Origin of the sequence: Brevibacillus agri (genome assembly GCF_004117055.1) — a bacterium.
Taxonomy (GTDB): Bacteria; Bacillota; Bacilli; order Brevibacillales; family Brevibacillaceae; genus Brevibacillus; species Brevibacillus agri.
On the sequence record NZ_CP026363.1, the window covers coordinates 5,048,106 to 5,071,084 of the forward strand.

A 22,979-nucleotide genomic window follows, 5' to 3' on the forward strand; every position below is an offset into this window, starting at 1 on the left:
CATCCTTGCTTTCGTCATTATCTGTACAAGAAAAAAGTAGCCAAGCGTCGGTGCAGCCGCCTGTACTACTCCTTTTTTGTTCGATCATGCTGGATCGCATCTCTGTCTACGATTGTCGTACTTTTGCCGCACGGAACATCAGCAGGAACAAATACGGCGCACCCAACAGCGCAACCACGATGCCTGACGGGATGTCTTTTGGAATCATCACGACTCTCCCGAGCAAGTCGGAGGCGGCCAGCAAGACCGCGCCCAACAGCGCGGAGACGACGACTGCCCTGCGGTGGTGAGCCCCGACCAGCAAGCGTGCCGCATGCGGCGCGAGCAAGCCGATAAACCCTACAGCCCCGACGCTGGCAACAGCCGCCGAAGCGAGCAGCACCGCAATGACCGCTACAGCGAGTCGCGTCCGGCGAACTTGCAAGCCCAAGCCAATCGAGCTTTCATCGTTAAAGGCGAGCAGGTCCACGCGGCGTCCCAGCCACCAGGCGAGCGGAGTCAGCACGAGGATCGCGGGCAGCAGTCGGCTTATTTCCGTCCAGCCGCGTCCGTATGTGCTGCCTGCCATCCAGGCGAGCGCCGGTGCAGCCAAAAGCTGTGCTTTTACGATCAAAATATTGATAAAAGCGGCGCCTGCTGCGGCAACCGCGATCCCGACCAGAGTGAGAATGATCGGGTTCAAGCCCCTCCGCCACGAAACGGCGTACACAATCGTGGCAGAGACAATCCCTCCGAGCATGGCTCCCAGCGGCATCCACGCGGAAAACTGCGGGAACACGAGCAGCAGCAGGATGGCTCCCACGCTCGCACCGCTGGTCACCCCGACGATTTGCGGATCAGCGAGCGGGTTGCGCACGGCGCTTTGCATGAGGCTACCGCTGATCGCCAAGGCCACTCCCGCCAGCATCGCGGTCAAAAGCCGCGGCATCCGCAGCTCGAACAGAAGCTGGCTGTACATCTCGTTTCCTTGTCCCATGAAAACGGCGATGATTTCCGCCCAAGGCAAATACAGATTCCCGATTGCCAGGCCGGACATCCAGACGAGGACGAGCAGCACGCACAAGATGACGACGACGATCGGATACGGAACTTTGCGCTGCCAGCCGCCTACGCTCATCGAGGTCTGCGCCCCGGAGCCTGTGCCTCCGCTCAGCTTGCGGGATACCCGCATCGCCAGCCAGATCAGCCACGGCCCGCCAATCGCCGCCGTAATCGCACCTGCAGGCAGCTCGCCGTACGCATTGATAAACGTGCGTGAGATCGTGTCAGAGACAACGAGCAGCGCCGCCCCCCAGATCGCACTGATCGGCAAAAGCCAGATGTGTCTTGTCAGCCCGCTGAGCCGCACCAGATGCGGTGCCACCAGCCCGATAAAGCCGATCGGCCCGACTACGCTGACGCTGACACACGTAATCAAAATCGCGATGAGCATGGCGATCAGGCGCGTTTTGCCGACCTTTTGCCCAAGCGACTGCGCTGTTTCTTCGTTAAAGCTGAGCACGTCAAGCTGTCTGGCCATCAGGCAGCTCGCTGCCACCCCGAGCAATATCAGCGGCCAACTGAACTGCACCCCTGTCCAGTCGTTTTGCTTCAACGAGCCTGAACCCCAGATGAAGATGCCCTGTGTCGTTTCTTCATTAAACAAAATAATGGCACTGGTCAGCGAAGAAAACACCAGGGTAACGATCATCCCGGACAAAGCTACGCGCACGGGCGTTCCTTTTCGCCCACCCGCCATGTAGTAAACGGCAGCAGCAGCCAGTATCCCTCCCGCCATGGCAAATGGCAGCGGGTACTGGTGCAGGATCGCCGGCCAAAAAACCATTCCGAAAACGACAAACAAATAGGCTCCGGCATTTACGCCCAGCGTCGTTTCCGAAGCAAGCGGATTTCGCGTCACGGTCTGCATCATCGCTCCCGCAACCGCCAAAGCCGCGCCGGATAAGAGCCCCATCACCGTTCTCGGCAGACGGACGCCGTGAATCATCTGATGGTCGGCAATATCTTGTGGGGAGAGGATCGCTTCGATCACGGTACGTACCGAGATGTCAGCCAGTCCTTGTGTCAGGCTGACAAATGTGAGCAACACCAGAAGCACGAGGCCGCCAAGCAGCATCCATAACGGCCTCAAGCCTTCTCTTGAAGAAGAAGGGGCTTGATGGATGCCGCTTGGGGCATCGCTTTCACGCTTGGCCAGACTCATTTCGCCAGCAGATCAGCAGCTTTTTTCGCCATGATTTGTGCGGACAATGGACCGCCGTATGGCCACATGTCGCCGCCCAATGCGTAAATGCGATTTTCTTTGACAAATTTGAGGCCGTTCCAAACCGGGTTGTTTTTCAACTGGTTCTCGATGACGTTGTCATCGTCCTGAATGATGTGCAGGAAGTTGGCATCCTGGAGCGCAGGAAGTGCTTCCACGTCTGTCGTCGTCATTCCGTTCATCTCAAATTTCTTAGGTTTGTATGCGTTGGTCAGTCCGACGCGGTTCAGAATTTGGATCGCGGTAGAGTTGTCCGTGGACAGACGGAATTCTACTGCGTTCTGGTTGCTGTAACCCATGGCGAGTACGATTGGCGTTTTGTCCATGCCAGCTTTGACAATTCGCTCTTTTGCCTCTGCATAAGTTTTGTCGAGCTCTTTCAGCACATTTTCTGCTTCCGCATTTTTGCCCAAAATATCGGCAATTTCCTTAAAAGTGGCAATCATTTGGGTATATTGATCGCCCTGGCCTTCTGCCGGGTTGGATTCAAACGCGATGGTTGGCGCAATTTTGCTCAACTCGTCGTAGTTCGCTTCCACGTTGCGCTTCATGCCGATAATGAGGTCAGGCTTGAGGAGCATGATAGATTCCAAGTTTGGCGCGACGCGGCTTCCCACGTCCACTACATCCGGGGCAATTTCCACAGGGAGCTTGACCCACTTTTTCATATTTGGAATATCGGCAATTCCTACAGGCTGCATGCCGAGAGCCAGAACATGCTCAGCGCTGCTCCATTCCAGAGCAACAACGCGCTTAGGAACGCCTTTGATTGTCGTTTCTCCCATCAAGTGCTTGACAGTGCGCACTTGTTCTTCCGCCGCCTTGTCTGCCTCTGGCTGCGCAGATGCTGCCGGCTGTGCCTGCCCGGAACCGGATTGGGCGTTTTGAGTAGCAGTCCCTCCGTTCCCGCACGCTGCCAACAGAAGCATGGCAGACAAAAAGACGAGCAGGATTGGTAACTTCGTGATACGCATGCGATGACTCCCCCTTTTTTACGTTGCAAGCATTCTAAGGATGATTACTGGCGATGGTCATGTCTTCCACTATGCAATGATAATGATTATCATTTTCTTTGTCAATATTAGAATATGCAGATATGTTCGATTTTCGTGCCTTGCTGATCGAGGCGAAATGAAGTAGTCATTCGCCCCAAGTACCGTTTTGTCCCGGATTTTGCGAGGGTTTTGACGGTCTTTTTGGCATAAAAAAAGACACTCCGTTCATTCCGAGTGCCTAGAAAATAGGAATAAGATTTAAAAAGGGTTTACCTTCTTACAACCCAACAGAAGTACAAGTTACCGGAAGTATCCCCGTTATCAACCTCTGCTGGCTCTGCTCGGCCTGAATGGCCATCGATTGTTGCCTCGAAGTCATGACCTATTTTATGTCCCTTTGCATTCTGACTAATCGTGTACGACTGTGAAGATACCCAAACATCAGATTCCCTTAGAACATCATCAAAATACTCATTGTCCTCTACCTTAAATTCATGCCAATCGCCGGAAAGACTTCCATTTGAATCAAAAATCTCTATGTCTCCAGATGTATCCCAAGATACTCTCGCGCCGGGAGGCCATGTAAGATCAAAATCTACACTACCAGAAATACTGGAATCATCAGGAAGCCACCCCTTTGTAATGATATTACTTGTTTTATCCGCATCAAGTCTGTCCACAAATTCTCTCGATTCAAAAACTTCAATTTCACTAAGCGGCTGGTCTGCACGGAAATAGACATAGCTTTTTGTATCAGGGTTAGAGGGAGTGTCATCTTTATAAACTTCCCAGACATGGTATGATTTTGCTAGTCTCTGTTGGGTAGAATTAATATCAATAAAGTTATTCATTTCCGTTTCCCAAGTGTATATATTTGAAAATGAATCTGGAAGGTTCACGTCTATTCCCGCTGCTTTGGCTATATTTGGACTTAGAAAGCTAATTTGGGATTTTCGAGGGTTAGCGATCTTATTTATTTTAATATTGTATCTCTTTGTGATATTCTCGAGATCTTCCAGATTATAGCCTTGATTTTCTCGATTAATCGAGATAACAGATGACAATTTCACCTGGTTATTTTCAAATTTGTAACCAAACAGATCAAGCGAGTATGTTGAATCTTTCGGATACTCAGGGGACAAACCCAAATCCGGTTCAAAAGTGTTTATGATATTTTCCGCATCAAGTTTTTCGCCGAAAATATAAAAAGGCTTGTGTTCTTTTTTAGCTTGTTTATACCATTTTTTCACCTTCGTGTCCTTTAGATTCGATTCAGCGATCCAAAGCGCATCGATCTCATCTGGAATTTCTTGAATATCCTCTTCTAGTATTTGGATGGATTCCTCTACTTTACCAAGACTTCTCTGTTCACGGGTAGCTTCTTCAATTGTTTTACCGACAGCGCTATTTTGCTCATAGCCAATTACGCCAATTTTAAAAGGGCCTTGTTTTATTTTTGAGGTAGTAATCTCTACTTCTTGAGCTTCAACACCAAAGTTACCCGCAACCACTGTCATGAGTAGAACAATACACGTCGAAATTTTTAGTATTTTTCTCCCCTTCATCAAACTCAACTCCTTTTTCGCATAAAAAACACCATTTATAATACTTAAATGTCAATCATTGGAGAGTGCCTTTATTATACCTAACATTTTCTGGTTTGACAGTTCTAATCGACTTGCCCTCGTCTCAAACTGAGTTGTGTACATTGGGACAAGCATTAGCCCTGGGCTTCCTCAGATTCCACCTCGCAATAGACTCCACTGTCTTTGGCTAACGATAAGCGCTCGCCCAACAACCAAAAATCCCCCTCATGCGAGGAGGATTTTTCCTTTTTACTTCCTTCTGCTACACTTCTTTCGGCAACACAATCCCCCGGTAGAGCTGAACTGTGACGAGGTAGTAGATCGCGTACACGGCTACGAAAATGACCGTTGGAATCCAGATGTTTACATATGGGTCCAGCAGGATGATCGAAAACATTTCCATCCCAACGAGCACGTGCAGCAGGCCCAGCAAAGCCGGGAAGACGAACACGACAAACAGCTCCTTGTAGATCGAGCCGACCAGCAGCTCCTTGCGCACGCCGATTTTTCGCAACATGCTGTAGCGGTCTTTGTCGCGGGTGGCCCCGGACAAAATTTTGAACATCAGGCAACTTGCCATCATCGCCAGGAACGCAATCCCGAGGAAAAAGCCCATAAACATCGTGCCGCTGGTAAAAGCGTACACTTGCTGGTACGTGCTGTATTTGGAGTTGATGGAGACTTCATGGTCCTCGTCAACATGCTCAGGTTTGAGCAGCTTCATTTGGCGCTCGTCCATCGCTTTCAAGTCGGCTTTGTACTTGAGGTAGTCATCCACTTGCGCCACGAGAACTTTGTGCTCGCTGCCCTTGATTGCCGCATACGTCTCCTGGTCGACGATTTGCACGGCATGGTCCGAGAGCATCTCGTAACTGCTGATGAACTCGCGGGAAATCGCTTGGCTCCACTCATCCGGCACCGAGGCAAGCTGCGGATCTTCGGCCGGATCGTTATACATGATGTACGCCTTTTCCGGCAGCGGCTGCGTCACCCGCTTTGGCTCGTTATCCGGCGAATACTGCTCCATCGTATTGGTCGAGATGAGCGGAGGATGCGCCAGCAAGTCTTCTTTGGTAAAGTAGTAGGCTTTCTCGTCCTTTTTGTAGCGATACGTATTTTGCTCCAGCACTTGCATGTTGGCAAGCGCCTGATAATCTTCCTCGACCGGATCGTGCAAGGTGATGTCGTAGATGCGCCCGATGCTCGCCACCAGCTCTACGTTTTGCTGGAAAGCCAGCCCGCCCGCCATCGCGCCGACGCCCAAGGCGATCAGCATCGCGACGGTTCCCAATATTTTCGTCAGGTTGTTGACCCGAAAACGAAGCTGGGCAAAGGTGAAGGCATTCAATTGACAGTCGTTCAGCTTTTTGTTGTTCTTCAACATCTGGACGAATACAGGCAAGAGCGAGATAAAGATCAGATAGGTCCCAATCGTCGTCACGACAGCCCCGACGATGAAGCCAAGTGCGACGTATTCTCTGAGGTGAGTCAACAAGTAGTAGCCAAAAGCTACCAGCGATATCCCAAGGATAGCCACGACAATCGTGCCGACGCCTTTTGCCTTGACTTTGTCATTTTGCTGCTCGGCGCGTATAAGATCCAGCTCTGTCGCCCGCGCCAGCCGAATGGCGTTGATCGTCGACGTAATCAGGAACAGCACGAGGAAAAAGCCCCACGTCATCAGCAAAGACGGCAAGTAAAACGGATGGTACCCTTCAGTGGAAATGTCCAGCAAGCTCATCAGCAATTGCCCGATTCCGCTGGACAACACGATTCCGACAAGGCTGCCGATCACAAGGGAGACAACTCCCATCAGCAAAGTTTCCCCGAACAACATCTGGCTGATCCTGGCTTTCTTCGCCCCGAGCACCATGTACATCCCCAGCTCTTTGCGTCTTAGCGAGAGCAAAAACGAGTTCGCGTAAAAGATGTAGAAGATCGTAATGAACGCCAGCAGAAAGGCCCCTACATTGAAAACGATCCCGATCGAGCGGATCATCGAGTTCGCTTTCACGTACTCACTATTCATGCCTAACGTCTGGAACATGTAAAAAATCGAAATGGAAATGACGAGTCCGACCAGGAGCACCAGGTAGTCCTTCATCATCTTGCGCATACTCGATAACGACAGCTTCCACAACATGACAACTTCCTCCTAGCGCCCATCATGAGCTGCACCCAGCTCAGCCAGTACATCCAAAATTTGTTTAAAAAATTGCTGACGGTCCGTTTCGCGGTGAATTTCGGTGTACAAGCTGCCGTCCTGGATGAACAGGATGCGTTTGCAGTAGCTCGCGCTAAAAGCGTCGTGCGTGACCATCATGATCGACACCTGGTGGTTTTCGTTCAGGTCGGACATCGTTTCCAGCAAGCTTTTCGCGTTTTTCGAATCGAGCGCACCCGTCGGCTCGTCCGCAAGCAAAATCGCCGGCTCATGCACCAGTGCGCGCGCCGCCGCAGCGCGTTGCTTTTGTCCCCCGGAAATTTGCACCGGATACTTTTGCAAAATCTCGCTGATGCCAAGCGTTTGCGCGACCTTGTTCACTTTGGCGCTGATCTCTTTGGAAGGCACACCCTGCAGCGACAGCGGCAGCGCGATGTTTTCGTACACCGTCAAATTTTCCAGCAGGTTGAAATCTTGAAAAATGAAACCGAGCTTTTGCGAGCGGAAATCGGCCAACTGGTTTTGTTTCATTTGTGTAATGTTCGTTCCGGCTATCTGGATGAAGCCCTCCGATGGCCGATCCAGCGTGGAGATGACGTTCAGGAGCGTCGTTTTCCCCGAGCCGGACGGGCCCATGATTCCTACGAACTCTCCTTTTTCGATCGTCAGCGATACGCCCTTCAAGGCGTGGGACTGGCTCTCGCCCTTTGTCCCGTATATTTTTTGGACGTTTTTGACTTCCAGTACGGCTGTACTCACTCGTTGTTCCTCCATTCGTTTTTTTGGCATTCGGCTGCCTACCGTGGTTCTCTTCGCTATTTACTGTAACTCGTTTCCATATAGGGAGCTATTGATCTACCTTACAGTTCGCTTTCGTTTTTGTAAGGTCGTGGGAGGGGAAAAGAAAGGTTGGCTGGTTCCGTGGGGCGCCAAGCGCTTGGGAACGCAAAAAAGCCATCCGTTATCCGTAACGGGATGGCTTTGTCGCTGTTGTCTCTCTCCCCGATGCGCTTTGCTCCCCTCGCCAAATAAAACGCTTCCGCATGCGGGCGCTATGGATCAATAGGCTGCCAATCCGCAACTCCTTCGCTAGCTTCCGCATGTGCTCCCACAATGTTTTTCCATAGCCTTTTCCGATTGCGTCTGGTTCGACAAACAAATCCTTCAGCAACCAGCGGCCGCTTTCCTCAAGTTGTTCCAGTCCCATAAACCCTAAGAGACGATTCTCGTCTTCCAGCACAATCACAAGCCCCGTCTCTATGTAATCTGGCGTCACCGTCAAATCTTCGCGGCATGCCTCCATGAATGCGTCACTGTAGCCCCAATAGGCTTTGGAACGAAAACAGAGGTCGCTCAGTGCGCCTGCCTCGTCCACGTGTGCTCTGCGTATTTGCAGCATTTTCTCTCTCCCTTTCTTTTCCCATTCAGCTTTTGGCATGTACTGACCGATTCTCCGACCAACATACAAAATCCCTCTGAATTTGTAAAAAAAGCCAACGCATCGCCAAAAGAAAAATGGCCATCGCAGCACGGATGGCCATTTTTGGGGGTCTGGTTTATTTTGCAGCAGCAGCTTTCAGGCTGTACACTTCTTTTCCTTCTACCAAGGTCAGCACGACTTTCGCATTCTTGATCTCTGTAGCCGGGATCGCAAACAGATTTTTGTCCAGCACGATCAGGTCCGCTTTTTTGCCCACCTCGATCGATCCGGTGATGTCGTCAACGTGGTTGGCGTACGCGCCGTCAATCGTGAAGCTGGCGATCATGTCAGGCAGGGTGGCGCGCTCATTCGGATTGGCGATTTTCGCCGGATCGGTCACGCCGTCTTCGATGCGCGTAATGCCCTGCTGGATGCCGTGGAGCGGATTGAACTCAGGCGTCACGATGTAGTCCGAAGAGGACGCTACATGCACGCCTTGATTCAGGAAGCTTTTCATCGGGTATTCTTTTTCTGCGCGCTCCTGGCCGAGATACGGCACCTCGATCTCGTCGTAGTAGCCGTCCTCCTGCATGAACCAGAACGGCTGCACGATGCCGACAGCTCCGAGCTTTTTGAAGCGGGCGATGTCCTCCTGGTTGACCAGTTGCAAATGAACGAGCGAGTGACGGGCATCGTGTTTGCCGTTTTGCTGTTCCGCGTACTCCATGCCATCCAGCGCGATCCGGGTGGAAGCGTCGCCGATGGAGTGAACGTGCAGTTGGAAGCCCGCCTTGTCAGCGGCCGCTGCCGTCTTGTTGTACACCTCTGGCTTCCAGATCAATTCGCCGTTCGTGTGCTTGTGCTCATACGGCTTTTCCAGGTATGCAGTAGCACCTTCGACGACTCCGTCCATGAAAATTTTGACGGCGTTCACCTGGAACAGCGGGTTTTGGTTGCGCTCGCGAATTTTCACAAACTCGGCAATCTGCTCAGGTCCTTTGTCCGGGTTGGCGGTGATGGCATTGCGAAAACGGATAGTCAGCCTGTTTTCGCGAGCCAGCTCCTCATACGCTTCCAGCACGTTCGGATAGCGTAGCATGTCTGGGTCGCGGACAGTCGTCACGCCGCGCTCAACCGCTTTATGCTGATACTCCTCGATTCCCGCTTTGTACTGCTGCACGGTGTAGCCGCCGATTTTGGACAGCACGAGATCCATTGCTTTTTCGCGCAGCGTTCCCGACGGTTCGCCTGTCTCTGGATCGCGCTCGATAATGCCGCCTTCCGGATTTTTCGTTTCCTTTGTAATGCCCGCCAGTTTCAGCGCGGCGGAATTGACCCACAGAGAATGTCCGTCATCCGAGGTCAGAGCGATCGGAATGTTTGGCAAGATGGCGTCCAGCACTTCTTTGCGCGGACCGATCCCCGGCGCTACCGGATTGCTCCAGCCGCGTCCTTGCAAGGCTACTTCTTGTGGATGCGCCTTGACAAACGCGGAAACCACCTCTGTGTACTCCTCCATCGAGCCCGCGTCAAACAGGTCGATGGAATAGATCAGCCCGGTTGTTTTGCTCGCATGGGTATGGCTGTCGATGAAGCCTGGCAGCACCATTTGCCCTTTCAAGTCGGTTACCTTCGTACTTTTCCCGATGTACGCCTTTGCGCCCTCATCCGTGCCTACGTAGACGATCTCGCCGCCGCGAATCGCGACAGCCTGTGCCCAGTTTCTGTTTCTGTCCACGGTGTACACGGCGCCGCCCGACAACACGACATCGGCCGGCTGCACGACTGCCTGCTTCGCAGCATCCGCAGTCGCCTGACCAGAGGCTTGTCCCGCCGCCTGGCTCGTTCCTTGCGCAGCGAATGCGGGCAGCGGAATCATCAGCGCCGTTGCCAGCAATGCGCTGGTCCATTTTTTTCCGAACAAAAAAATCCCCACCTATCTCTTTTTCCATGATGCCAAACACGACAAACTTGATTGTAGCACCACAACTCAGAAAATTCCATGAAATCCCTCCGGCAAACTCGACTTTTTCCCGATTTTTGGCGAAACACCTCGATTTTCATCGAATGAACTTGTTCATTTGGTAAAAGGTAGATTTGACATCCCCGAGCAGAACATTTACACTGATTAATGTTTCAAGCATTTAATTATTAACTATGTATATTATTTTACATTTAAAACAGGAGCGATTAGCATGCCGAGCCAATCCGGTCTTACTGATTTTGAACAGCTCTACATCCAGGTGCAGCGAAGTGTCTCAGCAAAATGGCACAAGCGGCTGGACCCGCTCGTCTCCGCGTCGCAAGCCATGCTTCTGCGGATGCTGGATAAAAACGGTCCGCAAAAAGCGTCGGCTCTGGCCGAGCTTTTGCAGATCACTCCCGGAGCAGTGACCAGCCTTTCCGATAAACTGATCGCCTGCGGTTACGCCAGCCGCAGCCGGGTCAGCCACGATCGCCGGGTAGTCTACCTGGAAATTACCGAGAAGGGAAAAGCGATTTTGCAGCAATACAGAGTGGAACTGAAAAAAACGATCGGAGACTTGTTTGCCGGGCTGTCGGAAGAAGACCTTCAGCACCTGAACCGCATCTACAGGCAAGTCTTGCTTAACATCGAACAGCGAAGAGAGGAGAATCACGCATGAACGGGTTAACCGAAAAAAAGAAAGTGACGATCATGATCGCGATCATCACGGCGATGTTCTTTTCCGCGATCAACCAAACGATCATCGGCGTCGCCATGCCGCGCATTATCGCCAAGCTGGGCGGCATGGATTATTACTCTTGGGCCATCACCATTTACTTGCTGACTTCCACCGTCGCTTCCGTCCTGGTCGGCAAGCTGTCGGACATTTACGGGCGCAAGCCGTTTATTTTGGCCGGGATCGGGCTGTTCAGCATCGGCGCTTTGCTATCCGGCTTTTCCGCCACGATCTTTCAGTTGATCGCCTATCGCGCCATTCAAGGGGCAGGTGCCGGTATCATCATGTCCACCGCCTTCACCGCCATGGGCGACCTGTATGAGCCTCGCGAGCGAGCCAAATGGACCGGAGTCATGAGCGCGGTATTCGGCGTTTCCAGCGTCGCGGGTCCGCTCCTCGGCGGATATATTGTCGATCATCTCGACTGGCATTGGGTATTCTGGATTTTCCTGCCGATCGGGCTGATCGCCTTCACCTTGATTTTGCTTCATTTTCCGCAGGTGGAAAAACGCCAGGGCGAATCCGTCGACTACTTCGGCTCCCTGTTCTTGACGACGACCATCGTTCCGATGCTGCTTGCTTTTTCCTGGGCAGGAGAAGGCCTGCACAAATACGCCTGGGGCTCCTGGCAAATTCTCGGCCTCCTGGCTGTCACCGTCGTGTCCTTGCTCGTGTTCCTGTGGGTCGAGACGCGGGTAAAAACACCTGTGCTGCCGCTTGGCTTGTTTAAAAACAGCATTTTCACCGTCTCCAATCTGGTCGGCTTTTTCCTGAATGCCGGGATGATGGGAGCGATCATCTACGTTCCGTTTTTTGTCCAGGGCGTAAAAGGAATCTCGCCTACCATGGCAGGCTACGTCGCCATGCCGATGTCGATTGCCATGCTCGTGACGTCTGCGCTCGCCGGACAATTGATGACCAAAACAGGCAAATACAAAAAGATGGCGATCAGCGGGCTGCTCGTCATGACGCTCGGCATGGTGCTGATGTACTTCATGGTGCCGACCACGCCGATTTATTTGCTCGTGCTGTACATGATCGTGCTCGGCCTGGGCATGGGCATCGCGATGCCCGTCTTCTCCTTGACTGTGCAAAACGCAGTCGCACCGCAGGAGCTGGGTGTCGCCACCGCTACCTCCCAGTTGTTCCGCAACCTGGGCGGTACGATCGGGATTGCCGTCATGGGCAGCGTCATGAGCGCCAGCATGTCTGCAAAAATGAACCAGCTCTCGGCTACCATGAGCCAGGGCGCTGCCTCGATGCCTGCTGATCCGGCGTTGGCTGAAAAGCTGTCGCTGTTCACCAATCCACAAAATTTGCTCGATCAGCCCAAAATCGAAGCGGCGCTGCACAGCTTGCCGCCTGAGTCGCAGACCGTGTTTGCCCACATGCTGGACACGATCCGCGAAGCGATGAGCTACGGCATTACGACCACCTTTTTGACCGGAGCAATTGTCGCTGGCTTTGCGGTCGTGATCGCGCTGTTCCTGAAAGAAATCCCGCTGCGCAGCCAAAACACCCCGGAGCAAAAAAAATCGTCCGAAAACGAAAAGCGGGCGACAAGTACCGCCGAATGGGACGGTGCGCAGGCTGCAGGAAAAGCTTGAGAGTAAGACATATTTATTATAGAAGAAAAAGGGGAGCACACTGACGTGCACCCCTTTTTTGTTGCCCGACACTCCGGTCGCTATGCTCGTTTTACAGCCGCGCTCTGCCCGTCCGGATCGCATGGGCATAGTCCATGCGCCCGGCTTCCTCTGCGAGTTTGGCCGCTTTTTCATAATCATACGGAAGCAGGGAAGCAGGACGTACTCCACTTTCCAGGAGCACTCGCGGGCAAGGGAACTCGTATGGGAACTGTACAAAGCTGCTTGTTTTAGTTCAATACGATTTCGAGAACTCTCTTGAATAAAGGATTTTTTACATTATTTTGAAATAGAACGCAGGTCCTGTTCCCTGTTAATTCCAATTATGATATATTTTTTATGGATTTTGTTTCACAATAGAATTCACAAATAGAAACATGACAATTCCTAAATGGGGTGACGAAGATGAACCTGTTAAAAAACTTTCTATTATTATTGTTGATCTTAGTGGGAATTAGCGGATGTGGGGGGGCCACTGACAATAAGGAAGAGAATAGTAGTGTCACTGAAAATCCAATTAGCAAGCAGGGAAGTGCAATGATTGGAGCAGACACTATTAAATTATATGAATTAAGCGGTAATCAAAATCTCAAAGACCAATTCAAATTTGCGTTTGACCCAACAGTTCCCCAAGAGATTAAATACTACAAAAACGGTGAGACAGTTACCATCGATTTTGGTGAAACAGTATATGATAACATAACTATTTTGGACATTCTCCTAAATTCTAAAGGTGAACAATTATATACGGATAAAGAAATCAAGAATGTTGCCTTTACCCGGATAGACAATAAATATCAATTCAAATTAGAGAAGCACTTCGCTTCTGCTTTAAATTCGAACGATGAACCGTGTCAAACGGTTTATAGAGGTTTTCGAATCAATGCTTATAAAGATGATAAGGAATATCCATTTGGATTTGTAATAAAAACAGATGCTTACTAATGCTTTCGAATTGAAACAAAGTTGCTCATTTGAACTAAGGAAACAGATAATCATTTTTGCTCATCAAAGAATCAAACCATATATGAAATCTAATGCGATGGGAGGTTAGATTTTAGAACAACTTTCAAGATTGACCATTTCTTTATTTTTTCCAAATCGTATGAAAAGGAAGGAAAGGTATGAAATTATTTAAGAGAGCTTTGCCCGTGTTTTTATTAGCGATAAGCTTAGTCGCACCTGCTAGTGCAGAAAAAGTTGGCGGATATGAGTACCCCGTGAAACCCGGAACAACTGAGTGGAAAGCACTTGAAAGCAAAATGGAACGCCAAAAGGTAAGCCAAATACCTGAGGATGTTTTGGAACAATTGTCAACCGAAGAGCTTGTTGAAACTGTTTTAGACTATCCGTTCCTGATCGACATGTATGCATACGATTCTTTTGAACAAGGTTTTTCTGCTGTTTCATCCAATTTCAACGGTCTAAAGGAACTGCTGAAAAGAGAAGATGCTGCTTCGAAGCTACTTGAGAAATACAAAGTGACAAAAGAATCGAAGGGAGTTAAGAAAGCATCTTCAGATGAAATGTTAGACTTGAAGAATCTTGAAATTATTTTAGAACAAAGTGAGATTAAAGAGAAGTTATCTCCAAACGAAGTAGAAGAAGTGGAAGAGCTTACGGAAGAACCAAAACGGGCAGCGGCTGCTATATATGTAAAGACACCAAAGGGCACTAAGGTGGAAGTGTTGCAACTAGGGGAACGTTTATCTTCTGCGGAGATTAAAGCTCTGGATCGGGAGGTTGAAAGGGCATATCCTCGTACTACTCTCCTAAGATCAGCTACAACAAATTACAATTGTCATTCCTATGCTTGGTACAGTACTTCTTCTAGCAACAAATATTGGATGAATGACCCTGGCGCCTATATGACAGATGGGAGTTATAAAAAAAGGAGTTCTGCTTCTGGAGATAGCAAAATTTACTACGATGTAAGAGGTAATGAACACACTGGGATAGTTACGACAGTTTATTCTGGCCCACCTGCACCTGGAAAAGATCAAGCAAGTATGATTAAAGTTAAATCCAAATGGGGGCAATTAGGATTAGTAGAACATATGGCCGATGATTGCCCGTATTATACGAGTGACTCAGATTTAGAATTTTACAAGTAATTAATCCAAATTTCGAAAGTATCTTGGAGAACTACTTTTAGGTGTGAAATCCAAGGTACTTTCTCTTTTTTTGGTAAAGGGAGAATTTCACCTTGTGGACGTCGCATACTTGGCGTACGGCGTCAATGACTCCATGACATATAGAAGAAAAAGGGGAGCACATCGACGTGCCCCCCTTTTTTGTTGCCCGGCCCTCGGCCGCTATGCTCGTTTTACAACCGCGCTCTGCCCGTCCGGATCGCATGGGCATAGTCCATGCGCCCGGCTTCCTCTGCGAGTTTGGCCGCTTTTTCATAATCATACGGAAGCAGGATGTGCTCCACTTTCCAGGAGTCTCCTTGGCGCGTGGCCGTCGCATACTTCGCGTGCGGGGTCAACGACTCCATGAAATGCGGATGGGGCTTCTCTTCAAAGTAAGCGGGCAGCCCGACACTCCCCGGATTGACGATCCATTTTCCATCCGGCAGCCACACCGATCTGTGCACGTGCGTATGTCCGCAAAAAATGACGTTCTGCGGTACATTCGCCAGCTCAATCATCAGTTCGGTGACGCTTTTCGCGTCAGTCCCGTACGGAGCGACCCGCTCCATGAGATACTCATCGTCCGCAAAAGGCGTTCCATGGCAGAACAAAAGGTCCTCGTAAACCCACTGCTTGCGAAACGTGCGGAGCCAGTCGAGCACGTCTTCGCGCAGCAGCGGCTTCACATGCTGAAAAGTGGGGGAAGCCAGCACCCCCTCTAGCAAATAGCGGTCGCAGTTGCCCATAATGTGGACGACATCCGTGCGCCGCATCAGCAGCTCCGCGGTTTGCACCGGGGCAATCGGGCCAAACAGCGCGTCTCCGAGGTTCACAATCGTCTGAATCCCCCGCGCGTCAATGTCCTGCAAAACCGCCTCGAGCGCGAAGACATTGCTATGTATGTCAGAAATGACGGCGATGGCATGGTTCTGGTTTTGATGCTGATTCAAAAAGGCTCGCTCCTTTCAGACAGTCTTGTCACAAATGATACCGCCCCTCGCCTTTATGAGCCAGCCATTTTGTGCGAAGGGAGACTTCACTTTTGATTGTGTAAATAGTATGTCACTTTCGCTAGATGCGTTGATTATATTCTGAATTTTAATTATATTTGTATAACATATTGTAACGGTTGTGTTTGTCCGATTATTTTTTCCACAGGAGGCCACCGTCATGAACCATGTCAAAGCCGTTATCAAGCATTTCTCCGTTCCGTCCCTGCTCCAACTGATCCTCAACCTCGCCCTGATTATCCTGGCCGTCATCCTCGTCGTGCTGCTCGGCAAGGAGCTGATCCACTTCGGGAAAATGATGATCTCGAGCGATTCCTCGCTGAACGAATTTCTCGAAGCCATCATTGCCTTTTTTCTCTACTTCGAATTTATTGCCATGATCGTCAAGTACTTTCGCGAGAACTACCATTTTCCCCTGCGCTATTTTCTTTACATCGGCATAACGGCTATGGTTCGTCTGATTATCGTGGATCACCACAGCCCGCTCAACACGCTGATTTACTCCGGCGTGATTCTGATTTTGATTATTAGCTATTACATCATTAACAAAACTCCGGTCGAACGGCCAGGGAAATAAATCAAGCGGAAAAAGGCTGGCAGCAACTTGAGCTGTCAGCCTTTTTCTATCGAAAACAAACCTCCCTAACAGGCTGGGAGGCTTCACTCTTATCAGTTGCGGTTTGTACGGCTAGTTCGCTTCGTTCGCAGTGGTCCCGACAGATGCTTCTTCTTTTTTGACCGTTTCGTACTGCATCGGGTCCCACTTGCCCGCAGGCCCTTCCACCTGCACGGCTGGCAGCTTTTCCAGATCCTTTTCAAACTGGGGCGCAAAGTAGCTCGTAAGCTTGACGGTTGCGACCATTTTCGTGTCTTCCGGAATGACAAACTCGTCTTTTTGGTTCGATTTGAAGTCGAGCTGATCGACACGCAAATAACGCGACATCTTTTGCATTTCGCTCACAAAGCGATAAATTTCCTTGTAATCGCCTTTGATCTTGAGGGAAATTTCCACGCTATGAAAAGGAATTGGCGGCAAGTATTTTTCAATCATTTCCGCCTTCACCTGGCGCTCTTCTTTCCCGGCAGCCGGCTTTGGTTGTCCGGCCGATGAACCCGCATTTTGCGCGGACTTGGCGATCTTCTGCGCTTTTTCATCAAGCTTTTGTACCTCTCCTTCGAGTGTTGCCTGCGCTTCTCCCCCCTCAGCTTGATCCATGTAGGTGAGCTGATTAGCCAATTCTTTTGCAGACAGTTTTTCCCGCTCGGAAAAGGAGGCTTCTTCAATCGAAATCTGGCTGACGGATTGCAGCCTCTCCAGGTCCTTGATAAGCTGATCCGCATACGGCCTAACCGGGATCGCTTCCAGGATTTTATTGGAGATCACCATTGGGGTTGTCGGCTCCGTCGCCTGTGCGCTTTGCAACTGGTCAAAGGTTTGTTTCAATTTCTCAAGCTGCACCTGCAAGCTCGTCTTTTGGTCCGTAACAGGTACGATGTATAAATAGTAAGCTCCTGCCAAGGCAGCGAACAATAACGCAAAGATGAAGAGTGCAATCTGACGCGTCTTTTCTCCCATGCAACGGTTCCCCTCCTCTTACTTCTTCACTTCGGCTTTTCCTGTTGCGGCAGCTTGCTCCTTGGCAACCAGCTCTTGCAAATCAACAGTAATCGCCTTTATTTTCAGGGAAGCAGTATAGCGAGGGAGCAGCTTTCCGCCAACGGTGCTCAAAATGGCCGACAGCGGTTTTCCCTGGTCATCTACAGGGCCTTGCCATTTGATTTCTCTCGCCTTGATGCTGGTAACTTCCGCTTTCACGACGTAGGGAGAGGCTTGCAAATTGTGGAGGTACGCAGCAACATCTTCGTACTGCTCAAAGCTGCCTTCCAGTTCAATGCTGCCACTCAAGCTATACTTGATGCTGTCCAGGCGGCCATGCTCGGGCAAAGCGTGCGCTATCTCGTCCATGAGCAGGTTCGTCGGCAAAAACAACTGCTGCATCCGCTCGGAAAAAAGCACATACTGATCCAGCGAGTCGTCCGCTTGCACGGCTACCGCCTGTTTTTGCAGGGCAGCAATCGCCGTTTCCTTCATTTTGATTTCCTGTTTCAAGAGAGTGACCGACTCATTCGTTGAGCCATACGTGAGCCAGAGAAAGCTGGCAGCAGCTACCCACGTCAAGCCGATTCCTGACAATACGATATGCGAGGCGGTAAATAACCGCTTCTTTCGCGGAAGCAGATTTATCGTAACCAATAGCCCTCAACCTCTCAAAGATAATCCCAGCGCCACAGAGAAGGCTTGCAGCATTGCCTGGTTTGCCCCTACGTGCTCAATGTGCTCTAGCGGCAGCGGCGCGATCTTCAACTGAGGAAGTCGCTCGCGCAAAAACCTGACCATTTTATCCAGGTCGGGAAAGTCACCTGTGAGGTACATCGTGTCCAGCTTGACTATCCCGTTTTTCAAGGAGAACTGGTAAAAGTTAATTACCCGTTCCAGCTCTCGTGCCAACTCCTCCGCAAAGTTGGAAAAGGCGCTGCGGCGTTCAAGGAATTGCAGCAGCTCTTTGGTCGACGGCTCGTTCTCGTCTGCACTGTTCTTGTAATTTTCCAGGTCAAGTGGAATATTGCGCAAAAACTCCGGAATATCTCCTTCAAAAATGCCGACATTGATGGAGCGTACCCCGAGCTGCACCACGAGCATGTTCCGGCTCAGCTCCATCCCGCCACTGGTCAGAAGCCGATGCAACGCCAACGGCTCGATATCAACCGAAGTCGCCTCCAAACGGAGCACCTTCAAAAGCGACAAATACTGGTCAATCAGTTCACCCGGCGCCGCAATGACCAGATACTGCTCCTCCTCTCCCGAGCCGAGCTTTTCGGCGGAGAATTGGTTGGGAAGCGCCCACACATTGTTTTTCGGCAGCTTGTAATAGTCAAAATAAGGACGGGAAAACGGCAAGTGAACGGATGATTCCAGCTCGATCTCGATCAAGGGGCGAACTTCCTTATCCGGCACTCGCGGCAAAGCGATCTTCCTGATGACGACAAACGAGCTCGGTACGGCAAGGCACACCTTGTTCCCGCTCAATAGTAACTGATTTTTGGCTGCGGACAGTTGCTGCTCCAGCGCCTGCTGGTTCATAATCTTCCCGCCGACAAGCAAACCTCGCTCCAACGGAATCATGCCCATCTGGTGGACCTGGACAGCTCCTGCGTTCTGCGACGTTTCGACGACGCGAATCCCGTCATCTTCTATCGTAATGCCAATTCTCTTTTTGGACGGGAGAAACGGCAGATGGACCCCCATTCGACTCCACCCTTTCTATTGATGCTAGGAAATGCATTTCTTGTTTTCTACTAAATTAGACAAAGCTCGCCTCCACCCTGCCGTAAATAGTGGCAGACCGATGGCTTAATAAAAAGATAAATACCAGTCCACGATAGCCGAACCGTATAAATAGGCGGTGACGGCTCCCAGCGCAATAAACGGCCCAAACGGAATCATCGACTTGCGCGTCGCCCTGCGAATCGCCAGCAGAAACAGTCCATACAAGGCGCCAAAGGCCGAGGAGAGAAACACGGTCAAAAACAACAGCGTCGGCGACAGAAACATCCCGATCACAGCAAACAGCTTGGTATCGCCGCCCCCCATCCCGCCACGCGTGATGACTGCAAGCAGAAAAAAGAACAAAAACCCTGCCGCCATCCCGATCAAATGCGCTACATAGCTGGCATCGCCATAGGGCCAAAAAAAGCGCATGACGAGAAAAAGCAAAAAGAACAGCAGCAGCACTTTATTCGGGATCAGCCGATACGTCAAATCCGCCACCGTGATGATCGACAGCAGGGAGACAAACAACATCCCGAGCAACGTCTCCCAGGTCAGATCGTACCGCAAATAGACAAGGACAAAACCAAGCCCCGTCAAGCCCTCCATCACCGGATAGAGCGGAGAAATCGCCGTCTTGCAGCCCTTGCATCTTCCTTTTGCGAGAAGATAGGAAATAACCGGGATTAATTCTCCGGGCAATAACCGCCGCTTACAGGTCGGACAATGCGACGGCGGGTAAATGATGGACTGTTTTTTTGGCACTCGCAGCCCAACTACGTTGTAGAAGGAGCCAAAGAGGAGGCCGAGGAGGAAGAAGCTTATGGAGAGTGGTAGTTGGAGCATTTCTTCACCTCTAGGTTGGAAGTCGTGTCGGGCATGTGTTAGCGAGCAAGCTGCCAACTGCTTCTAAGCTGCAAAAAACTTCCTTCTCGATATTTGAGAAGGAAGTTGTCTAATGAATTACTGTGCTCCGTCTTCAGTGCCATCTCCATCCAAATCCACTACTGCTCTCGTTAAGTCTTGTGACTCCTCATTGTTAATAAATGGATGAGTACGCCCTGGAGCAGTCAAAGTCACGTGGTATGTCAGTGTATTATTTGTAGCATTTCGTGCTACCACCACATTGCTAGTATCTGCATAGTTTCCATTGTCACCCGGCACACGAATATCTTGAATGAGCCCCCAATCCCGAAGTTCAGCTAACGTGAATTTACGATCATCGTAAGTAGTCCCTAATTGATTGGTTGTTATCCTCATTTTTGTTGCATCAATTAACATTCTGGCGTTGGCCACATGAGCATCGCGGCGGGAATTTTCAATAATATTTCCGATAGCAGGCACTGCGATTGCAGCAATAATCCCAATAATCACAATCACGGCCAACAGCTCGATCAGTGTAAGGCCACGCTCATTTTTTAAAATCTTTTTCAACATACAATATGTCCTCCCCCGACCATTATTTAACTTGACTGAAAATCTCAAACATCGGCACCATGATGGATAGCACGATAGTTCCCACAATTCCGGACAAACAGACGATCATAATTGGTTCGATTAGCGACTTGATTTTGTCAACAGAGTTCTCCACTTCCTTTTCGTAGAAATCTGCAACCTTGTCCAGCATCGAATCAAGCGAACCTGTCTCTTCGCCAACCGCAATCATATGGGACACCATCGGAGGGATTACCCACGATTTTTTGAACGGCTCTGACAGAGGTCGACCTTGGCGCAGGCTTTCTTTCGCCTCGCCAATGGATTTGCTGATAAGCTGGTTCCCTACCACTCCCTCGACGATGTTGAGAGATTGCAGAATCGGAACCGAGCTGGCAAATAACGTAGCAAGCGTTCTGGTCATTCTTGCTACCGCGCCTTTTTGCAGCAGCTTGCCGAATATTGGTAGTTTTAACATACCATAGTCAGTGTAATATCGTCCATAAGAAGTGTTGACAAAAATTCGAAAACCGATAAACAGTGCCAAAAGTCCTAGAAAATAGAGATACCACACTTCAACCAGGCTGTTGCTAAAGCCCATGACCGCTTTCGTAATCGCCGGCAATTCCGCTTGAAAGCCTGCAAACATATCGACAAACGTCGGCACAATGCTGACCAGCAAAAAGACCGTGACGGTGACGGACATCAAGCCTACGGTCACCGGGTACGCCATCGCCGACTTGATCTTTTCCTTTGTGTAGTAGGACTTTTCGTAAAACGTAGCCAGCCTGTCCAGTACAAGCTCCATATTCCCCGACGCCTCGCCCGCGCGCACCATGCTGATGAATAGCGGCTCAAACACCTTCGGAAACTTGGCGCACGCCTCGGACAGTTGTGTCCCTTGCTGCAAATCTACCTCGATATCCACCAAGTATTTGCGCAGCTTTTTGCTCTCGGTCTGTGCAGCGAGGATATGTACCGATTCTACGATCCCGATGCCCGCGCGAATCAGCGTGGCAAACTGGCGCAAGAAAATGACGATGTCCCTGCCTTTTACCGGTCGGGTGAGCTCGATGTTGCGGTCGAGCACGCCTTTGATCGGCTCCTGCATGTTCAGCACGAGGACGCCTTGCTGCTTCAATTCCATGATGGCAGAGTTTCTTGTATTGGCTTCGATTTTGCCCCTGACCTTTTTCCCCGTCCGCTCGCGGCCTTCGTATTGAAAAGTAGGCATTACTCCAGCACCCTCTCATTCAGGAAATACTGGGCCGCCTCCATCGTGATCGTGCCGCTTGCGATCAGCTCCTTGATCGACATCTCCAGCGTATGCATGCCCATCTCCCTGCTTGTCTGGAGAATGCTCTTGATCTGATGCACCTTTTCGCTGCGAATCAGGTTGGCGACCGCAGGGGTATTGACGAGAATCTCCGTCGCCACCGTCCTGCCACCGCCTACCTTCGGAAAAAGGCGCTGCGAGATGATGCCGACCAGGACGGAAGCGAGCTGTGTCCGCATTTGCGGCTGTTGGCTGCCGGGGAAAACGTCAATAATCCGGTCGATGGTCTGCGGTGCGTCTGACGTATGCAGCGTCGCGAGCACCAAATGTCCGGTCTCCGCCGCCGTAATCGCGGTGCTGATCGTCTCCAGATCGCGCATCTCGCCGACGAGAATCACGTCAGGGTCCTGGCGCAGCGCGGCCCGTAGCCCGCTGGCAAAATCTTTTGTATCAAAGCCGATCTCGCGCTGGTTCACGATGGAGAGCTGATGCTTGTGCAAATACTCGATCGGGTCCTCCAACGTAATCACGTGCTTTCTCATCGTGCGGTTGATATAGTCGATCATCGCGGCAAGCGTGGTCGATTTCCCGCTGCCTGTCGGACCTGTTACCAGCAGCAGTCCCTGGGGCTTTTGCGAGAATTTCCGCAAAATCTCCGGCATACAGAGCGATTCAATGGTCGGCACCGATGTCGGAATGACCCGAGCCACGATCCCTGTGCAGCCGCGCTGCTGATACGCGTTCACCCGAAAACGGGACACCCCTGCCAGGCCGTAAGAGAAATCCAGCTCGCCTTTTTCCTGGAACTTGTGGTACATGTGCTCCTGGATCAAGGTCCGCGCCATCGACTCGGTGTCTTCCGGAGTGAGCGGCGGCAAATCCAGCCGCTTCAGCTCGCCGTCAATCCGAAAGACAGGCGACGTCCCTACCGATATGTGCAGGTCGGATGCTCTTTTTTCAAAGGCGTACTTCAGCAGCTTGTTAATATCGACACTAGACACGCTTCATCCTCCCTCTTCC

The 22,979-nt window shown here is 50.7% G+C and carries 20 protein-coding genes; 5 read left to right on the plus strand and 15 right to left on the minus strand.

Annotation, left to right across the window (positions count from 1 at the left end; translation table 11 throughout):
- Positions 1-106: 106 nt before the first annotated feature.
- The 7 genes from fhuB to BA6348_RS24825 form a co-directional block, all read right to left on the minus strand.
- Positions 107-2,203: a Fe(3+)-hydroxamate ABC transporter permease FhuB gene (gene fhuB, locus BA6348_RS24795; protein WP_081414779.1), complete on the minus strand. Its 2,097-nt coding sequence runs from the start codon at positions 2,201-2,203 to the stop codon at positions 107-109.
- On the minus strand, positions 2,200-3,237 hold the full coding sequence (locus BA6348_RS24800) for an ABC transporter substrate-binding protein (RefSeq protein WP_005830841.1): 1,038 nt from the start codon (positions 3,235-3,237) through the stop codon (positions 2,200-2,202). The genes fhuB and BA6348_RS24800 overlap by 4 nt, the downstream gene beginning before the upstream one ends.
- Positions 3,238-3,527: 290 nt before the next feature.
- A complete protein-coding gene (locus tag BA6348_RS24805) occupies positions 3,528-4,823 on the minus strand; it encodes a hypothetical protein (protein WP_122952943.1) in 1,296 nt (431 codons plus the stop codon).
- Between the two features lie 283 nt (positions 4,824-5,106).
- Complete coding sequence (locus BA6348_RS24810) at positions 5,107-6,987, minus strand: ABC transporter permease (RefSeq protein WP_122952942.1); 1,881 nt, start codon at positions 6,985-6,987, stop codon at positions 5,107-5,109.
- 12 nt (positions 6,988-6,999) lie between these two features.
- Complete coding sequence (locus tag BA6348_RS24815) at positions 7,000-7,782, minus strand: ABC transporter ATP-binding protein (protein WP_174435214.1); 783 nt, start codon at positions 7,780-7,782, stop codon at positions 7,000-7,002.
- A 187-nt stretch (positions 7,783-7,969) separates the two neighbouring features.
- Complete coding sequence (locus tag BA6348_RS24820) at positions 7,970-8,407, minus strand: GNAT family N-acetyltransferase (protein ID WP_241752896.1); 438 nt, start codon at positions 8,405-8,407, stop codon at positions 7,970-7,972.
- 157 nt (positions 8,408-8,564) lie between these two features.
- A complete protein-coding gene (locus BA6348_RS24825) occupies positions 8,565-10,352 on the minus strand; it encodes an amidohydrolase (protein WP_122952961.1) in 1,788 nt (595 codons plus the stop codon).
- Positions 10,353-10,623: 271 nt separating this feature from the next.
- Here BA6348_RS24825 and BA6348_RS24830 point away from each other — a divergent pair, with 271 nt between their 5' ends.
- From BA6348_RS24830 to BA6348_RS24850, 4 genes are all read left to right on the plus strand, one after another.
- Positions 10,624-11,073 carry a MarR family winged helix-turn-helix transcriptional regulator gene (locus BA6348_RS24830; protein WP_005830858.1) on the plus strand — a complete coding sequence of 150 codons (450 nt, stop codon included), beginning with the start codon at positions 10,624-10,626 and terminating at the stop codon, positions 11,071-11,073.
- Positions 11,070-12,737: an MDR family MFS transporter gene (locus BA6348_RS24835; protein WP_026558195.1), complete on the plus strand. Its 1,668-nt coding sequence runs from the start codon at positions 11,070-11,072 to the stop codon at positions 12,735-12,737. The genes BA6348_RS24830 and BA6348_RS24835 overlap by 4 nt, the downstream gene beginning before the upstream one ends.
- A 444-nt stretch (positions 12,738-13,181) precedes the next feature.
- The gene (locus BA6348_RS24845) at positions 13,182-13,721 is read left to right on the plus strand and encodes a hypothetical protein (RefSeq protein WP_242507410.1); all 540 of its coding nucleotides are present in this window, start codon (positions 13,182-13,184) and stop codon (positions 13,719-13,721) included.
- Between the two features lie 179 nt (positions 13,722-13,900).
- The gene (locus tag BA6348_RS24850; RefSeq protein WP_005830866.1) at positions 13,901-14,890 is read left to right on the plus strand and encodes a hypothetical protein; all 990 of its coding nucleotides are present in this window, start codon (positions 13,901-13,903) and stop codon (positions 14,888-14,890) included.
- Between the two features lie 212 nt (positions 14,891-15,102).
- Here BA6348_RS24850 and BA6348_RS24855 read toward each other — a convergent pair whose 3' ends face one another.
- Positions 15,103-15,861 (minus strand): metallophosphoesterase family protein, encoded by a 759-nt coding sequence (locus BA6348_RS24855; RefSeq protein WP_007780123.1) that lies wholly within the window; start codon positions 15,859-15,861, stop codon positions 15,103-15,105.
- Positions 15,862-16,081: 220 nt separating this feature from the next.
- On the opposite strand from BA6348_RS24855, the gene psiE reads away from it, so the two are divergent.
- Positions 16,082-16,498: a phosphate-starvation-inducible protein PsiE gene (gene psiE, locus BA6348_RS24860; protein WP_005830870.1), complete on the plus strand. Its 417-nt coding sequence runs from the start codon at positions 16,082-16,084 to the stop codon at positions 16,496-16,498.
- A 111-nt stretch (positions 16,499-16,609) separates the two neighbouring features.
- Here the strand turns inward: psiE and pilO are convergent, their stop codons facing one another.
- From pilO to BA6348_RS24895, 7 genes are all read right to left on the minus strand, one after another.
- On the minus strand, positions 16,610-17,497 hold the full coding sequence (gene pilO, locus BA6348_RS24865; RefSeq protein WP_005830872.1) for a type 4a pilus biogenesis protein PilO: 888 nt from the start codon (positions 17,495-17,497) through the stop codon (positions 16,610-16,612).
- A gap of 18 nt (positions 17,498-17,515) precedes the next feature.
- A complete protein-coding gene (locus BA6348_RS24870) occupies positions 17,516-18,175 on the minus strand; it encodes a PilN domain-containing protein (RefSeq protein WP_005830874.1) in 660 nt (219 codons plus the stop codon).
- 6 nt (positions 18,176-18,181) lie between these two features.
- Complete coding sequence (gene pilM, locus BA6348_RS24875) at positions 18,182-19,228, minus strand: type IV pilus biogenesis protein PilM (protein ID WP_005830877.1); 1,047 nt, start codon at positions 19,226-19,228, stop codon at positions 18,182-18,184.
- Positions 19,229-19,333: 105 nt separating this feature from the next.
- Entirely contained in the window at positions 19,334-20,095 is a 762-nt protein-coding gene (locus BA6348_RS24880) for a prepilin peptidase (RefSeq protein ID WP_007780131.1), read from the minus strand.
- A gap of 117 nt (positions 20,096-20,212) precedes the next feature.
- Positions 20,213-20,686, minus strand: coding sequence for a prepilin-type N-terminal cleavage/methylation domain-containing protein (locus BA6348_RS24885; RefSeq protein WP_122952941.1), 474 nt, complete (start codon positions 20,684-20,686; stop codon positions 20,213-20,215).
- 22 nt (positions 20,687-20,708) lie between these two features.
- Entirely contained in the window at positions 20,709-21,917 is a 1,209-nt protein-coding gene (locus BA6348_RS24890) for a type II secretion system F family protein (RefSeq protein ID WP_005830883.1), read from the minus strand.
- A complete protein-coding gene (locus BA6348_RS24895) occupies positions 21,917-22,960 on the minus strand; it encodes a type IV pilus twitching motility protein PilT (RefSeq protein WP_005830885.1) in 1,044 nt (347 codons plus the stop codon). Before BA6348_RS24895 ends, BA6348_RS24890 begins: the two co-directional genes overlap by 1 nt.
- Between the last annotated feature and the right edge of the window lie 19 nt (positions 22,961-22,979).

Excerpts from the sequence above, each read along its gene's own strand:
- BA6348_RS24805 (WP_122952943.1), bottom strand. The coding sequence starts at position 4,823 with ATGAAGGGGAGAAAAATACTAAAAATTTCGACGTGTATTGTTCTACTC.
- BA6348_RS24815 (WP_174435214.1), bottom strand. The coding sequence starts at position 7,782 with ATGGAGGAACAACGAGTGAGTACAGCCGTACTGGAAGTCAAAAACGTC.
- pilO (WP_005830872.1), bottom strand. The coding sequence starts at position 17,497 with ATGGGAGAAAAGACGCGTCAGATTGCACTCTTCATCTTTGCGTTATTG.
- BA6348_RS24835 (WP_026558195.1), top strand. The coding sequence starts at position 11,070 with ATGAACGGGTTAACCGAAAAAAAGAAAGTGACGATCATGATCGCGATC.
- BA6348_RS24830 (WP_005830858.1), top strand. The coding sequence starts at position 10,624 with ATGCCGAGCCAATCCGGTCTTACTGATTTTGAACAGCTCTACATCCAG.
- BA6348_RS24845 (WP_242507410.1), top strand. The coding sequence starts at position 13,182 with ATGAACCTGTTAAAAAACTTTCTATTATTATTGTTGATCTTAGTGGGA.
- BA6348_RS24850 (WP_005830866.1), top strand. The coding sequence starts at position 13,901 with ATGAAATTATTTAAGAGAGCTTTGCCCGTGTTTTTATTAGCGATAAGC.
- pilM (WP_005830877.1), bottom strand. The coding sequence starts at position 19,228 with ATGGGGGTCCATCTGCCGTTTCTCCCGTCCAAAAAGAGAATTGGCATT.
- BA6348_RS24885 (WP_122952941.1), bottom strand. The coding sequence starts at position 20,686 with ATGTTGAAAAAGATTTTAAAAAATGAGCGTGGCCTTACACTGATCGAG.
- BA6348_RS24820 (WP_241752896.1), bottom strand. The coding sequence starts at position 8,407 with ATGCTGCAAATACGCAGAGCACACGTGGACGAGGCAGGCGCACTGAGC.
- BA6348_RS24890 (WP_005830883.1), bottom strand. The coding sequence starts at position 21,917 with ATGCCTACTTTTCAATACGAAGGCCGCGAGCGGACGGGGAAAAAGGTC.
- fhuB (WP_081414779.1), bottom strand. The coding sequence starts at position 2,203 with ATGAGTCTGGCCAAGCGTGAAAGCGATGCCCCAAGCGGCATCCATCAA.
- psiE (WP_005830870.1), top strand. The coding sequence starts at position 16,082 with ATGAACCATGTCAAAGCCGTTATCAAGCATTTCTCCGTTCCGTCCCTG.
- BA6348_RS24800 (WP_005830841.1), bottom strand. The coding sequence starts at position 3,237 with ATGCGTATCACGAAGTTACCAATCCTGCTCGTCTTTTTGTCTGCCATG.
- BA6348_RS24880 (WP_007780131.1), bottom strand. The coding sequence starts at position 20,095 with ATGCTCCAACTACCACTCTCCATAAGCTTCTTCCTCCTCGGCCTCCTC.
- BA6348_RS24810 (WP_122952942.1), bottom strand. The coding sequence starts at position 6,987 with ATGTTGTGGAAGCTGTCGTTATCGAGTATGCGCAAGATGATGAAGGAC.